At 69.7% G+C, this 14,045-nt stretch carries 13 protein-coding genes; 4 read left to right on the top strand and 9 right to left on the bottom strand.

Annotation, left to right across the window (positions count from 1 at the left end; genetic code table 11):
* Positions 1-139: 139 nt before the first annotated feature.
* A complete protein-coding gene (locus BG482_RS04060; RefSeq protein WP_069767450.1) occupies positions 140-1,840 on the top strand; it encodes a sensor histidine kinase in 1,701 nt (566 codons plus the stop codon).
* Entirely contained in the window at positions 1,837-2,517 is a 681-nt protein-coding gene (locus BG482_RS04055; RefSeq protein ID WP_069767449.1) for a response regulator, read from the top strand. Before BG482_RS04060 ends, BG482_RS04055 begins: the two co-directional genes overlap by 4 nt.
* Before the next feature lie 12 nt (positions 2,518-2,529).
* On the opposite strand, the gene BG482_RS04050 is transcribed toward BG482_RS04055, so the two are convergent.
* The 3 genes from BG482_RS04050 to BG482_RS04040 all read right to left on the bottom strand — a co-directional run bounded on the left by BG482_RS04050 (position 2,530) and on the right by BG482_RS04040 (position 5,394).
* Positions 2,530-3,591: an ABC transporter substrate-binding protein gene (locus BG482_RS04050; RefSeq protein WP_069767448.1), complete on the bottom strand. Its 1,062-nt coding sequence runs from the start codon at positions 3,589-3,591 to the stop codon at positions 2,530-2,532.
* Between the two features lie 134 nt (positions 3,592-3,725).
* Positions 3,726-4,589: an ABC transporter permease gene (locus tag BG482_RS04045; RefSeq protein ID WP_069767447.1), complete on the bottom strand. Its 864-nt coding sequence runs from the start codon at positions 4,587-4,589 to the stop codon at positions 3,726-3,728.
* The gene (locus BG482_RS04040) at positions 4,579-5,394 is read right to left on the bottom strand and encodes an ABC transporter ATP-binding protein (RefSeq protein ID WP_069767446.1); all 816 of its coding nucleotides are present in this window, start codon (positions 5,392-5,394) and stop codon (positions 4,579-4,581) included. The genes BG482_RS04045 and BG482_RS04040 overlap by 11 nt, the downstream gene beginning before the upstream one ends.
* Positions 5,395-5,554: 160 nt before the next feature.
* Between BG482_RS04040 and BG482_RS04035 the strand changes: the two genes are divergently transcribed.
* Positions 5,555-6,247 carry a response regulator gene (locus BG482_RS04035; RefSeq protein ID WP_069767445.1) on the top strand — a complete coding sequence of 231 codons (693 nt, stop codon included), beginning with the start codon at positions 5,555-5,557 and terminating at the stop codon, positions 6,245-6,247.
* A gap of 51 nt (positions 6,248-6,298) precedes the next feature.
* Here BG482_RS04035 and BG482_RS04030 read toward each other — a convergent pair whose 3' ends face one another.
* The 6 genes from BG482_RS04030 to BG482_RS04005 all read right to left on the bottom strand — a co-directional run bounded on the left by BG482_RS04030 (position 6,299) and on the right by BG482_RS04005 (position 13,302).
* Positions 6,299-7,891, bottom strand: a complete 1,593-nt coding sequence (locus BG482_RS04030; RefSeq protein ID WP_069767444.1) for a cation acetate symporter — start codon at positions 7,889-7,891, stop codon at positions 6,299-6,301.
* Positions 7,888-8,466, bottom strand: a complete 579-nt coding sequence (locus BG482_RS04025) for a DUF485 domain-containing protein (protein WP_069767443.1) — start codon at positions 8,464-8,466, stop codon at positions 7,888-7,890. Before BG482_RS04025 ends, BG482_RS04030 begins: the two co-directional genes overlap by 4 nt.
* Positions 8,467-8,546: 80 nt before the next feature.
* Positions 8,547-9,230: a response regulator transcription factor gene (locus BG482_RS04020; protein ID WP_069767442.1), complete on the bottom strand. Its 684-nt coding sequence runs from the start codon at positions 9,228-9,230 to the stop codon at positions 8,547-8,549.
* Positions 9,227-10,378 (bottom strand): sensor histidine kinase, encoded by a 1,152-nt coding sequence (locus BG482_RS04015; protein ID WP_069767441.1) that lies wholly within the window; start codon positions 10,376-10,378, stop codon positions 9,227-9,229. The genes BG482_RS04020 and BG482_RS04015 overlap by 4 nt, the downstream gene beginning before the upstream one ends.
* A complete protein-coding gene (locus BG482_RS04010) occupies positions 10,375-10,899 on the bottom strand; it encodes a CcdC protein domain-containing protein (protein WP_069767440.1) in 525 nt (174 codons plus the stop codon). The genes BG482_RS04015 and BG482_RS04010 overlap by 4 nt, the downstream gene beginning before the upstream one ends.
* A 282-nt stretch (positions 10,900-11,181) precedes the next feature.
* Positions 11,182-13,302, bottom strand: coding sequence for a type IIA DNA topoisomerase subunit B (locus BG482_RS04005; protein ID WP_069767439.1), 2,121 nt, complete (start codon positions 13,300-13,302; stop codon positions 11,182-11,184).
* 446 nt (positions 13,303-13,748) lie between these two features.
* Between BG482_RS04005 and BG482_RS04000 the strand changes: the two genes are divergently transcribed.
* Positions 13,749-13,979: a hypothetical protein gene (locus BG482_RS04000; protein WP_069767438.1), complete on the top strand. Its 231-nt coding sequence runs from the start codon at positions 13,749-13,751 to the stop codon at positions 13,977-13,979.
* Positions 13,980-14,045 lie beyond the last annotated feature (66 nt).

Genomic DNA, 14,045 nt, shown 5'->3' with positions numbered 1-14,045 from the left:
CTGTGCACGGCCGCGGCTTTCCGGCGGACGGGCAGCGCTACGCGCGGGTGCGGCCGAACCGTTTCCTCTTGAGCGGATCAAGAGATCCACACCACCTGCCCCTACGGTTGCGCGGCCCCGTCCACGTACCGTCTTGGGTATGAGCCCCACTCCCCCCGCTCGTCGCCTGCGCCTCGGAATGCCGCGGCGCATGTTCTCGCAGCTCCTGCTCATGCAGCTGACGATCGCCGCGGGAGTCGTGGTGCTCGCCACCGGACTGTTCCTCGCCCCGCTCAGCAACCAGCTGGACGACCAGGCGATGCGCCGCGCGCTGGCCATCGCACAGACGACAGCGGCGGTGCCGCAGATCGCCGAGGACCTCCAGCATTCGCGGCCGACGGTCGGCGGTCCGGTGCAGCGGGAGGCCGAGCGGATCCGCAAGGCCAGCGGCGCCGAGTACGTCGTGGTCATGGATCTGCACGGCATCCGCTGGTCGCACAAAGACCCCGCCCAGGTCGGCGGCCATGTCTCGACGGACCCGAAGAAGGCTCTCGGCGGCCGGGACGTCATGGAGATCGACAGCGGGACCCTGGGCCGCTCGGCCCGCGGCAAGGTGCCGCTGCGCGACGGCCAAGGCAAGATCATCGGTGCGGTCTCGGTCGGCATCGAGTACGACAGCGTGCGCGCCCGCCTCATCCACGCCATTCCCGGACTGTTCGCCTATGCCGGAGGAGCGCTCGCCGTGGGTGCGCTGGCGGCCTGGCTCATCTCCCGGCGGATCCAGCGGCAGACCCGCGACCTGGCCTTCTCGGACATCTCCGCGCTGCTCGCCGAGCGCGAGGCGATGCTGCACGGCATCCGGGAGGGCGTCGTCGCCCTGGACCGGACCGGCCGCGTCCGCCTGCTCAACGACGAGGCGCAGCGCCTCCTGGGCATCGGCGACGAGGCGGTGGGCGGGCTGCCCGACGAGGCACTCGGCGAGGGACGTACGGCCGACGTGCTGGCCGGCCGGGTGACCGGCACGGATCTGATCGCCGTCCGGGGCCAGCGCGTCCTGGTCGTCAACCGCATGCCCACCGACGACGGCGGCGCCGTGGCCACGCTGCGCGACCGCACGGAGCTGGAGCAGCTCGGCCGGGAACTCGACTCGACGCACGGTCTCATCGACGCGCTGCGGGCCCAGGACCACGAGCACGCCAACCGTATGCACACGCTGCTGGGCCTGCTGGAACTGGAGATGTACGACGACGCCGTGGAGTTCGTCGGCGAGGTGGTGGGCGATCACCGGGCCACCGCGGAGCAGGTGACCGAGAAGATCGGGGATCCGCTGCTCGCCGCCCTGCTCGTGGGCAAGGCGACCGTCGCGGCCGAGCGGGGCGTCGCCCTGTGGGTCTCCGACCGGACCCGGCTGCCCGACCGGCTGATCGACCCGCGCGGACTGGTCACCGTCGTGGGCAACCTCGTGGACAACGCGCTCGACGCCGTCGCGGGCAAGCCGCACGCGCGCGTGGAGGTCGAACTGCGCGCCGAGGGCCGTACCGCCGTACTGCGGGTGCGGGACACCGGCCCCGGCATCCCTGCCGAGCAGCACGAGTTGATCTTCACCGAGGGCTGGTCCACCAAGAAGCCTCCGGCGCACGGCAAGCGCGGGATCGGGCTCTCCCTGGTGCGCAGGCTCGCCGAGCGGCAGGGCGGCAGCGCGTCCGTGGGCGATGCGGCCGGCGGGGGCGCCGAGTTCACCGTCGTCCTGCCGGAGGCGCTCACCGAGCCCGGCCCGCGGCCGGGCCCACCGGGTCAGCGGTCCGGATCGGAACCCGTCCTGTCCGCACCGGCGGGCGCCGCCGAGGAGGGATCGCGATGATCGAGGTCCTGGTCGTGGACGACGACACCCGGGTCGCCCGCGTCAACGCCGCCTACGTCGAGAAGGTGCCCGGCTTCCGTGTCGCGGGCGAGGCCCACAGCGCGGCCGAAGCGCTGCTCCGGCTGGAGACGCTGCCCCGCGTGGACCTCCTCCTGCTGGACCACTACCTGCCCGACGAGACGGGGCTGGCGGTCGTCCAGGAGATGCGCCGACGCGGACACCAGACCGACGTGATCATGGTGACCGCCGCGCGGGACGTCGGGACGGTGCAGGCGGCCATGCGCCAGGGCGCGCTGCAGTACCTGGTGAAGCCGTTCGCCTTCGCCGGTCTGCGGGCCAAGCTGGAGGCGTACGCGGATCTGCGCCGCACCCTGGACGGCGGCGGCGAGGCCGAACAGGCCGACGTCGACCGGATCTTCGGCGCGCTGTCCGCCCGTTCGGAGCCCGGCCTGCCCAAGGGGCACTCCCCCACCACCGCCGAACTCGTACGCCAGTCGCTGATGAGCGCCGAGGGGCCCTTGTCCGCCCAGGAGATCGCCGATCGGACGGGGGTGAGCCGGCAGACCGCGCAGCGTTATCTGAAGCTTCTGGAGCGCACGGGGAGGGCCCGTCTGACCCTGAAGTACGGCGACGCGGGCCGCCCGGAACACCGTTACGTGTGGGCGACCCGCGCCTGAGGCGCTCGAGCGTCAGCCCGTCGCCTTCTGGACGAACTCGGTCGTGTAGGTCTTGCCGAGGTCCACCTTGGCGTTCTGGATGTTCGGGTTGAACGCCTTGAGGACCTTCTCCACGGTCTCGGGGCCGTTCTTGGGCATCACGCCGTCCTTGGTGAACATGGGCAACGTGTTCTTGATGGCCACGGAGTACAGCATCTTGTTGCCCTGCGAGTAGTCGGCAGGCATCTTGTCGGCGATGTCGCTCGCACTGTGGGTGGACATCCACTTGAGCGTCTTGACGAACGCATTGGCCAACTTCTGGACGGTGTCCTTGTGGCCGTTGACCCAGCTCGTCTGCATGTACAGGCTCGACGACGGGTACGGTCCGCCGAGCGCCTCCTGGGAGCCTTCCGGCGTCCGCATGTCGAGGAGGATCTTGCCGGCCTTCTTGTCCAGGATCGTCGCCACGGTCGGGTCGGTCGTCATACCGCCGTCGATGGCGCCCTGCTGCAGCGCCGCGATGAAGGTCGGCCCGGCGCCCACGGCGACGGGGGTGAACTCGCTGACCTTCACGCCGTTCTTGACGGCGAGGTACTTGGTGAGGAAGTCGGTCGAGGAGCCGAGGCCCGTGATGCCGAGCTTCTTGCCCTTGAAGTCCTTGGGCGAGGTGATGTCGTCCTCGGCCTTCGTCGACACGATCTCCACCTCGCCGGGCGCCTGCGAGAACTGGACGACGGACTCCACCTCCTTGCCCTTCACCTGGAGGTCGAGGGTGTGGTCGTAGAAGCCCACGGCGCCCTGCACCTGGCCGGAGACGAGCGCGGTCTCGGCCTGCACACCGGCCGGTTCGCTGAGCAGCTCGACGTCGAGGCCCTCGGCGTCGAAGTAGCCCAGCCGCTGGGTGAGCATGGCGGGCAGGTAGATGACCTTGTCCAGGCCGCCGACCATGATCTTGACCTTGGTGCCCTTGCCGTCGCCCTTGATGTCGGCTCCGCTGGACGCCGAGCCGGCGGCGTCGTTGGCACAGGCGGTGAGCGAGGAGAGGGCGAGCAGGCCGGCGGCGGCCACGGCCGTGTATCTGGCGGTTGTGCGCATGGCGGGGTTCACGTCCTTGTGAGAGGGCGATGCGGGGATGAGGAACGGCGCGCGGAACGAGCGGCGCGCGAAGAGCCGGGGGGGGTGGGAAGGAGGGCTCGCCAGGTGGCGACCCGGGGGCGTTCGAGGAGGGATCAGCCGTCCGAGCCCGACGGCTTCCAGCGGAAGATGCGGCTCTCGGCGAAGGTCAGCAGCCCCTCGGCGACCAGGGCGACGACGGCCAGGATGACCATCGCCGCGTACACACCGGCCGCGTTGAAGGTGCCCTGGGACTGGGCGACGAGGAGCCCGATGCCCTTGGTCGCGCCGATGTACTCGCCGACGATCGCGCCGATGAGTGCGAAGCCGAAGCTGACGTGCAGGCTGGTGAAGATCCAGGAGGTGGCGGAGGGGATGACCACCTGAAGGGTCACCCTGCGGTCGCTCGCGCCGAGGATGCGGGCGTTGGCGACCAGGTTGCGGTCGACCTCGCGGGCTCCCTGGAAGGCGTTGAAGAAGACCGGGAAGAACACCAGGACGACGGCCGAGGCGACCTTGGAGGCCGGTCCGAGCCCGAACCAGATCACGAAGATCGGGGCCAGCACGATCCTGGGTATGGAGTTGAGCACCTTGATGTATGGACCAAGGATGTCGGCGAGGAAAGTGATCCGTCCCAGCGCGATCCCGCACACGACACCGGTGACCACGCCGATGATCCAGCCGAGTAGCGCCTCGTAGAGCGTGTACCAGATCTGTTCGCCCAGGGAGCCGAGCGCGGTCCCGTGCGTCAGCCAGGTGTAGATCTGGTCCCAGATCTTGCTCGGCATCGAGAAGTTGAACGGATCGATGACCTCGGCGCGGGACAACCCCTCCCACAGGGCGAGCACCGCCACCAGGAGCAGGACCCGGAACACCATGACGACGATCTTGCGTCTGCGTGCGGCACGCGCGCGTGAATGGGCGCGGTCGGGGGCCGGGACCGCGTCGGCCACCGGCGTGCTGAGGAGATCAGGCGACATGGGCGGCACTTCTTTCGCGGGTGATGCGGACCTCTTCACCGAGGGACTCCCAGATCTCGCGGTAGATCTCGATGAACCGTGGCTCCAGGCGTACCGACTCGACCTTGCGCGGCCGCGGCAGATCGATGTCGAAGACCTGCTTCACGGTCGCGGGACCGGCGGTCATCACCACGACCTTGTCGGCCAGCGCGATGGACTCCTCCAGGTCGTGGGTGACGAACACGACGGACGCGCCCGTGCCCTCCCACAGTTCGAGCAGCTCGTCCGACATCAGGGCCCTGGTCTGCACGTCGAGCGCGGAGAACGGCTCGTCCATGAGAAGGATCTCGGGATCGTTGACGAAGGTCGCGGCGAGGGCGACGCGCTTGCGCTGGCCGCCGGAGAGCTGGTGCGGGTAGCGGTCCTCGAAGGCGGCGAGTCCGACCCGGGCGAGCCATTCACGAGCCCTGCTCTTCGCCTCCGCCTTGGGCACACCGCGGAAGCGGGGGCCGGCCATGACGTTCGACAGGACCGTGCGCCAGGGAAAGGTCGCGTCCTGCTGGAAGACGAAACCGACCTTGTCGCCGACGCCACGCACGGGTTGCCCGGCGACCAGGACCTCGCCCTGGGTGGGCTCCTCCAACCCGCTGACCAGCGTCAACGTGGTGGACTTCCCGCAACCGGTCGGTCCGACGACGGCCACGAACTCGCCGTGACCGACGGTGAGGTCGAGTTCCCGCACGGCGGTGTGCGGAGCTCCCGACGGGGTCCTGAAGACCTTGCTCGCGCCCCGCAGCTCGATGGCGGGACTGGTGTGTGCGCTCATGGCCGGGGACGGTAGAGGTGACCCACGAGACAGCATCAGCCTTCTGAGCGCATGCGCTTCTTTTGCCTGCAAAGGCCTGTTGTGCTCGTTTTGCTCGCGCTACAACAGCGAAGCCGAAACACGGGCTCGAAGCCCGCCTGGCCCTCAGGAGCGAGGCCCCATGATTGACGTCCTGGTGGTGGACGACGACTTCCGTGTCGCCGAGATCAACGCCAAGTACGTGGGAAAGGTTCCCGGTTTCCGGGTCGCCGCCCGCGCCCACAGTGCTGCCCAGGGACTCGCCTGCGTGCAGCGGGGGAACATCGACCTGGTCCTGCTCGACCACTACCTGCCCGACGGGACCGGTCTCGACCTGGTCCACCGCATGCGGGAGCAGGGCCATGGCACCGACGTCATCATGATCACAGCGGCCGGCGACGTGACGACGGTGCAGAGCGCGATGCGGCTGGGCGCTCTGCACTACCTGGTCAAACCCTTCACGTTCGCAGCGTTGCGCACCCGTCTGGACTCCTACGCCGCGCTGCGCCGCACGGTCGACCGGGTCGGCGGCTACGGCGTCGCAGGTCAGGAGCAGGTCGACCGCATCTTCGGCGCTCTGCGCACCGGCCCGGGGCCGTCCTCCCCCGGTCTGCCGAGCGGCCACTCCGAACCGACCGCCGACCTGATCTGCGCCGTCCTGCACCGCGCGCGCCACCCCCTGTCGGCCCACGAGGTCGCCGCCGAGACCGGCCTCAGCCGCTCCACCGCCCAGCGCTACCTCCGACAGCTGGAACAGGCGGGACGGCTGCACCTCTCCCTCAAGTACGGCGACACGGGCCGCCCGGAACACCGGTACGCGTGGGTGGCGCCGTGACGGGGCCGCGGAACACCCGGACGGCACGACAAGCGGCGGGTCCGTAGCCCGTCACGCGGCCCCCGCCCCGGTCAGCGACCGCACCTCGGTCTCCGCGTGCTTGGCCTCGTCCGCGCTCTCGGTCGAGGTCACGGTGCCCAGCCAGCCCGCCACGAAGCCCAGCGGGATCGAGACCAGGCCGGGGTTCTGCAGGGGGAAGTACTGGAAGTCCAGGTCCGGGAAGAGTGAATCGGGGCTGCCCGACACCACCGGCGACAGCACGACGAGCGCCAGGGCCGGGATCAGACCGCCGTACACCGCCCACACGGCGCCCCGGGTGGTGAAGCTCCGCCAGAACAGCGAATACAGCAAGGCCGGCAGGTTCGCGGACGCGGCGACGGCGAACGCCAGCCCGACCAGGAAGGCGACATTGAGGTCGCGGGCCAGCAGACCGAGGCCGATCGCGACCACGCCGACGCCCACGGCGGCCACCCGCGCCACCGTGACCTCGCTGCGCGGTTCGGCGTCCCGTCGGCGCAGCGAGGCGTACAGGTCGTGCGCCACCGACGCCGAGGAGGCGAGGGTGATGCCGGCCACGACGGCGAGGATCGTGGCGAAGGCGACGGCCGTCACGACCGCGAACAGAACCGTCCCTCCCGTGGAGTCTGCGCCGCCCCCGAGATCGAGGGCCAGGAGTGGCATCGCGGTGTTCCCGGACGCGTTCGAACCGCGCACTGCCTGCGGGCCGACGATCGCCGCCGCGCCGAACCCGAGCACGATCGTCATCAGGTAGAAGCCGCCGATCAGCCCGATCGCCCAGACGGCGGAACGCCGGGCGGCCTGTGCGGTCGGCACCGTGTAGAAGCGGGACAGGATGTGCGGCAGGCCCGCCGTGCCCAGCACCAGCGCGAGCCCCAGACTCATGAAGTCGAACCGCGCGGTCCAGTCCCCGCCGTACTTCAACCCGGGCGCCAGGAACGCGGCGCCGTGCCCGCTGCGGTCGGCGGCCGTGCGCAGCAACTGGTCGAAGTCACCGTGGAAGCGCACCAGGACGAGCACGGTGAGGACGACCGTGCCGCCCAGCAGCAGCACCGCCTTCACGATCTGGATCCAGGTGGTGGCCCGCATGCCTCCCAGGGACACATAGACGACCATGAGCGCGCCGACCCCGATGACGGCCCAGGACCGTGCCGCCTCGCCCGTGTTGCCCAGAAGCAGTGCGACCAGACTGCCCGCGCCCACCATCTGTGCCACCAGGTAGAGAACGGACACGGTGACCGAGGACGTTCCCGCCGCGATGCGCACCGGGCGCTCGCTCATGCGCGCGGCGACCACGTCGGCGAGGGTGAAGCGACCGCAGTTGCGCACCAGTTCGGCGACGAGGAACAGCACCAGCAGCCAGGCGACGAGGAAGCCCACCACGTACAGCAGCCCGTCGTATCCGAACAGCGCGATGAGCCCGGTGACACCCAGGAAGGAGGCGGCCGACATGTAGTCGCCCGCGATGGCAAAACCATTTTCCATGGGGGAGAACAGCCGTCCGCCCGCGTAGAACTCCTCCGCGGAACCGCGCCGGCTGCGGCTGACCCAGGTGGTGATCCCCAGTGTCACCGCGACGAAGACGCTGAACAGCAGCAATGCCGGCGTCTGATGGTTGCCGGTCACGACACACCGCCCCTCGCTCCGCGCGTCAGCTCCTGGGTGTCCCAGCGCAGTTCGAGCGCCGCCCGGTCCCTGCGCAGCCGAGCGTGGCGGGCGTAGGCCCAGGTGAGCAGAAACGTGCTGAGGAACTGCCCGAGGCCGGCGAGCAACCCCATGTTCACCGCCCCCGCCACGGGGCGCGCCATGAACCCGGGCGCGGTCGTCGCGACCACGACGTAGGCCACGTACCAGAGGAAGAACCCGAGGACGGCGGGTACCACGAAGCGCCGGTACCGGCGGCGGACTTCCTGGAATGCGGCACTGCGCTGCACCTCGAGATAGACCTGGGCCGCCGCCGCGGGGCCGGTCTCCCGCTCCCGGCGCGCCGCCGGCACCTCGCCCGCGTGGGGACCGACAGCAGGCGACTCGCCCCAGCCGGAGGCGAGAGCGTCGTACCACGGGTCCTCGTAGTGCAGGTCTCCTGCCGCCTCGATGAAAGCCCGGTCCAGATCTTCGTGGTGTTCACGCGCGTGCGACGTGGGACCGCCGGTCTCGGGACCGTCCCCGTCGGCACGGGCACGACCGTTGCTTGACTGCATGCCCAAGGATGGACAGAACGGGAAGATCCCTGACTCTTCTTCCCTGCACGCTTCACCCCATCAGGTGACCAATCGGCCATTCACCCTGTGGGCGGCCGTACCAACCCCTTTCGATACGCGTAACGCACCGCCTGGGCGCGGCCTTTGAGCCCTGTCTTGGTGAACATGTTGTTGATGTGGGTCTTCACGGTGGCAGTGGACACGCTCAGCCTGCGCGCGATCTCCTGGTTGCTGAGACCGTCGGCGATCAGCACCAGCACCTCCGCCTCCCGTGTGGTCAGCCCGTCGGGCGGGACCGCGGGCTCCGCCGGCTCCGGTTCGGGGGCCGACAGACGCTCCAGCAGCCTTCGCTGGACGCTCGGCGACAGCCCCGCGTCCCCGGACAGCACACTGTGCACCGCCCGTACGATCTCGTCCCCGCCGGCGTCCTTGGTGAGATAGCCGCGCGCGCCCGCTTTCAGCGCCGGGAACAGGGACTCGTCGTCCGCGTAGGTCGTGAGCACCACCACCTGCGTCCCCGGATGCTGCGTGCGAATGCGCCGGGTCGCCTCCACTCCGTCGCAGCGGGGCATGCGCAGGTCCATCAGCACCACGTCGGGGGCGAGTTCGGCGACGAGTCGCACCGCCTCGTCCCCGTCCCCCGCGGCCCCCACGACCTCGACTCCCGGCAGCAGCCCGAGCAACATCACGATGCCTTCCCGGACGACCGTCTGGTCGTCCGCCACCACCACCCTGGCGGGCTTCCTCTCCGGCTCCTCGGTCATACCGGCACCTTCAGCGTCACCACGAACCCTTCCTCACCCGGTCCCGCGGCGAGCGAGCCGCCCAGCAACTCCGCGCGCTCCCGCATGCCCAGCAGACCGTACCCGCCCCCGACCCCCGCGAGTTCGCCCGGCGAACCCCCCGTGTCCCGCACGTCCAGGGTGACTTCGCGCGGGCCGTACTCCAGCCTGACGCGGACCTTCGCGCCCGGTGCGTGCTTCCGGGCGTTCGTCAGGGCTTCCTGGGCGACCCTGCGCACAGCCTGCGACGCCTCGGCCGACAGCGGCCGGCGTTCACCCCCCACCGTGACCTCGGCGCCGTCGGAGGCACGGACGAGATCGCTCAGGAAGTCCTCCAGCGGCGTCAGTTCTCCCCGAAGGGCGGAGAGCGACTGTCTGGCCTCGTCCAGGCCGTCACGGGCCATCCCGCGGGCCGCCACCACGCGCTCGAGAATCCGCTCACGGTCCGCCCCCCGCTCGATCAGCAGCCTGGCCGCTTCCAGGTGCACGAGCTGGGCCGAGAGACTGTGGGCGAGAACGTCGTGGATCTCCCGGGCGATACGGGCCCGCTCGGCGAGCGCGGCGGACTCCGCTTCGGCCGCGCGCGCCGCCCGTTCCTGGGCGAGCAGCCGCTGCGTGTTGCCTCGGGCTTCGGCGTCCAGACGCAGGGTGTATCCGACGAGGGCCATTCCCCCGATGACGGAGGCCGAGGTCAGACCGTTGCCGTCGTCGACCAAGGCGAAAGCGGCGAACCCCGCCGAGGCCACCGGCAGGGCCGCGATCAAGGGCAACCGCTCCAGGGCCGTGATGGCGCATCCGCAGCACAGGACGATGGCCGGCGAACGGAACCCGGCGGCCTCGGACCCGACCGCCAGACCCAGCAGCATGAGGGCGAGTGCCAGGGACGGCCACAGACGGTGTTCGAGTGTGGTCCGGAACAGGGCCCATGCCAGCCCACCGGCCACCAGGACTCCGCCGGCGCCGGCCACCGCGATCCACCCGTGGACACGACTGTCGTGGAAGGCCGCCCACATCAGCGCGGTCAGCACCAGCAGCCTCACCGCCCAGGCCAGCAGCCGCCTGGGACGCGAGACCTCCTTGGGGCTCAGAGCCTCCCGTGAGGGCCAGCGGGTCCAGCCGTTCTCCCTCACACGCGCTCCTTCCACGCGGACCGGGGCACGCCGTCACCGTACGCCGTGGCGGGTGCGGGGGCCGGGTGCAGGGACTGCGTACGCCGGACCAACAGGCCCGAGCGGACCAGCAGGGTGGTCGCGAGGGCCAGCATCAGGGCGGAGCTGTCCTGGTGGACGCCCAGCAGCGTGCCGACTCCGAAGAGCCCCAGCCGCAGGCCGATGCCGACGGCCCAGACGGCGACGCTCGCCTTGGTGCTCTTGCTCCAGACGGCGCCGTCCGGCTCCACCCAGATGCGGGTGGTCCAGGCCCAGGCCGCGCCCATGGCCAGGCCGACGGTCACTTCGGCGCCGAGCACCAGAGCCGCCGTGGTGGGGTGATGCGCGTCGAGGAGGTGCGGTTCGCGCAGCGCCAGGACGGCCAGGATGCCGGGCAGGAGCCACCATCGCCGGTCCGTGTCGATGCGGCTTGCGCGGAACTGCCGCACGATCACGAGCGTGATCACGGCCATGATCACCAGTGCGTCGACGAGCCCGGACATCACAGCCTCCGTGAGCGGGAAGGGGAGGCCGGCAGCGAGTGCTGCCGACACCTTCGACGCTACGGAAATCCGTCCGTCCGCAGATCGGAGCCGGGGTGGATCGCGGGTGGATCTCCGGCAGGGGCGGTCTCCACCCGTGGGTGGAGACCGCGACCGGAGACGGACCGGACGCCGGTCGGTCACCGGTCCGCGGCATCCGGCCGGCACGGATTCGCGGGCCCGACCAGACCGTCGCACGGACTTCTGGCCGAGCCCGCACGAACCGGCACGGCCCCGCTGCGGCTACGCGTCGATGCGCGACCGGTCCAGGGTCGCCGCGGAGCTGGAGATGAACTCCTTGCGCGGTGCCACGTCGTTGCCCATGAGCAGGTCGAACACCTGCTCGGCGGCCTCCAGGTCGGAGAGGTTGATGCGTCGCAGGGTGCGATGACGCGGGTCCATCGTCGTCTCGGCCAGCTGATCGGCGTCCATCTCACCGAGACCCTTGTAGCGCTGGATGGAGTCCTTGTACCTGACACCCTTGCTCTGGAACTCCATGAGCTTGTCGCGCAGCTCGCGGTCGGAATACGTGTACACGTACTTGTCCTGGCCCTTCTTGGGCTGGACCAGCTCGATGCGGTGCAGCGGCGGCACCGCGGCGAACACCCGGCCGGACTCGACCATCGGCCGCATGTACCGGTGGAACAGCGTCAGCAACAGGGTCCGGATATGGGAGCCGTCCACATCGGCGTCGGTCATCATGATGATCTTGCCGTAGCGGGCCGCGTCGATGTCGAAGGTCCGCCCGGAACCCGCTCCTATGACCTGGATGATCGCGCCGCACTCGGCGTTCTTCAGCATGTCCGTCACGGACGACTTCTGGACGTTGAGGATCTTGCCCCGGATCGGCAGCAGCGCCTGGAACTCGGAGTTGCGGGCCAGCTTCGCCGTACCCAGCGCCGAGTCTCCCTCGACGATGAACAGTTCGCTGCGCTCGACGTCGTCGCTGCGGCAGTCGGCCAGCTTCGCGGGCAGGGACGAGGACTCCAGCGCCGTCTTGCGACGTTGTGCGTCCTTGTGCTGCCGGGCCGCGATACGCGTCCGCGCGGCGGCGACCGCCTTCTCCATGACGACCCGCGCCTGAGCGGCCGCGTCGCGCTTGGTGGAGGTGAGGAACGCCTTCAACTCCCTGGAGATCACGGTGTTCACGATGCGCCGGGCCGCCGACGTGCCGAGGACCTCCTTGGTCTGCCCCTCGAACTGGGGTTCGGCCAGACGCACGGTGACAACCGCGGTCAGACCCTCCAGAGCGTCGTCCTTGACGATGTCGTCCTCGGCGACGCGCAGCATCTTCTTGGCCCGCAGCACCTCGTTCATCGTCTTGGCGACGGCCTGCTCGAAGCCTGCGACGTGGGTGCCGCCCTTGGGCGTGGCGATGATGTTCACGAACGACCGCAGGGTCGTGTCGTAACCGGTGCCCCAGCGCAGCGCCACGTCGACGCCGAGCTCACGGGTGACCTCGGTCGGGGTCATCTGCCCATGATCGTCCAGGACCGGGACCGTCTCCTTGAACGTGCCCTGACCGGTGAGGCGCAGGACGTCGCAGACGGGCTTGTCGGTGGCCAGGTACTCGCAGAACTCGCTGATGCCGCCGTCGAAGCGGAAGGACTCCTCGCCCTTGCTGCCGCCCTCGCCGAGCCCGTACTCGTCGCGTACGACGATGGTCAGGCCGGGCACCAGGAAGGCGGTCTGGCGGGCGCGCTGGTGGAGGTTGTCCAGGGAGAGCTTGGCGTCCTTGAGGAAGATCTGACGGTCGGCCCAGTACCGCACGCGCGTGCCGGAGCGGTTCTTGGCGATCCGCTTGACCTTGCGCAGGCCGCCGGTCTCGAACTCGGCGTCCGGACCGATCGCGGCGAAGGAGCCCGGGACGCCTCGCCGGAAGCTGATCGCGTGCGTGTGGCCGCCGCGGTCCACCTCGACGTCGAGTCGGGCGGACAGGGCGTTGACCACGGAGGCGCCGACGCCGTGCAGGCCGCCGGAGGCGGCGTACGAGCCGCCGCCGAACTTGCCGCCGGCGTGCAGTTTGGTCATGACGACCTCGACGCCGGACAGACCGGTCTTGGGCTCGACGTCGACGGGGATGCCACGGCCGTTGTCGCGGACCTCGACCGAGGCGTCGTCGTGGAGGATCACCTCGATGTGGTCGCAGTAACCGCCCAGGGCCTCGTCGACGGAGTTGTCGATGATCTCCCACAGGCAGTGCATCAGGCCACGGCTGTCGGTCGAGCCGATGTACATACCCGGGCGCTTCCGCACGGCCTCGAGGCCTTCGAGGACGAGCAGGTGCCGCGCGGTGTAATTGGAACCGTCCCGGTCTGCTCCTGCCAGCAGCGCTGTGGACGGCACGGACATTTCGGCGGTCACGCGGTTCGCTCCTCGCTGAATTTCAGTTGGGGCCCTTCGGGGTAAGGGCGCGGCTTGGGTTGCCGCCCCGAGGGTACCGAGGCCTGGTAGAGCCGTTGTCACGCCACCCTCGCGTCTGGACTCACACTAGTCCAGCGTCGTATGCATGTTCGATCCCTCGATGGAGTGAAGTACATGTCACGTTCCCTTCGGGGCATGAACCATTTAGGCTCCGGGCACGTCCTCATGAACAAACCGGCAAGCCAGCCGGGAGGACCGGACCATGACCGACAGCGCGAAACCGTAAGCACCACAGACCACGCAATACGGCACATTCGCCGCCAAACCGGCAGCAGACGGCCACCTCGGAAAAGATTTTTCGAGGGAAAGCCACGAGCGGGAACGTTTTGGGGCTGGTTGGATGTTGACCCTGGTACGACAGCTCGTCGAGCTAGAGAAGAGGCGACGTGACTACTGTTCTGACCCCCGCGAGCCCGCTGACGGCCGCTGACCGCTGCGACCGCTGCGGCGCCCAGGCGTACGTGCGCGTCGTCCTGCTCAGCGGTGGAGAACTGCTCTTCTGCGCCCACCACGGCCGCAAGTTCGAGCCGGAACTCAAGAAGATCGCCGCTGAGATACAGGACGAGACGGAGCGGCTGACTACCGTTCCCGTGTCCGCCTCCGAAGAAGAGCGCTGATCCGACGCGTCCACGACGAGCCAGACCGGCACAGGCCGGCGTACGGGCGGCCGTCCCTGATTCCAG

Origin of the sequence: Streptomyces sp. LUP30 (assembly GCF_001746365.1) — a bacterium.
GTDB lineage: Bacteria > Actinomycetota > Actinomycetes > Streptomycetales > Streptomycetaceae > Streptomyces.
Note: the sequence above shows the minus strand (reverse complement) of the source record. Positions and strands in the feature narration are given on the sequence as shown.

Coding starts and splice junctions, on each gene's coding strand:
- BG482_RS04060 (WP_069767450.1), top strand. CDS start 140: ATGAGCCCCACTCCCCCCGCTCGTCGCCTGCGCCTCGGAATGCCGCGG.
- BG482_RS04055 (WP_069767449.1), top strand. CDS start 1,837: ATGATCGAGGTCCTGGTCGTGGACGACGACACCCGGGTCGCCCGCGTC.
- BG482_RS04050 (WP_069767448.1), bottom strand. CDS start 3,591: ATGCGCACAACCGCCAGATACACGGCCGTGGCCGCCGCCGGCCTGCTC.
- BG482_RS04045 (WP_069767447.1), bottom strand. CDS start 4,589: ATGTCGCCTGATCTCCTCAGCACGCCGGTGGCCGACGCGGTCCCGGCC.
- BG482_RS04040 (WP_069767446.1), bottom strand. CDS start 5,394: ATGAGCGCACACACCAGTCCCGCCATCGAGCTGCGGGGCGCGAGCAAG.
- BG482_RS04035 (WP_069767445.1), top strand. CDS start 5,555: ATGATTGACGTCCTGGTGGTGGACGACGACTTCCGTGTCGCCGAGATC.
- BG482_RS04025 (WP_069767443.1), bottom strand. CDS start 8,466: ATGCAGTCAAGCAACGGTCGTGCCCGTGCCGACGGGGACGGTCCCGAG.
- BG482_RS04020 (WP_069767442.1), bottom strand. CDS start 9,230: ATGACCGAGGAGCCGGAGAGGAAGCCCGCCAGGGTGGTGGTGGCGGAC.
- BG482_RS04010 (WP_069767440.1), bottom strand. CDS start 10,899: ATGTCCGGGCTCGTCGACGCACTGGTGATCATGGCCGTGATCACGCTC.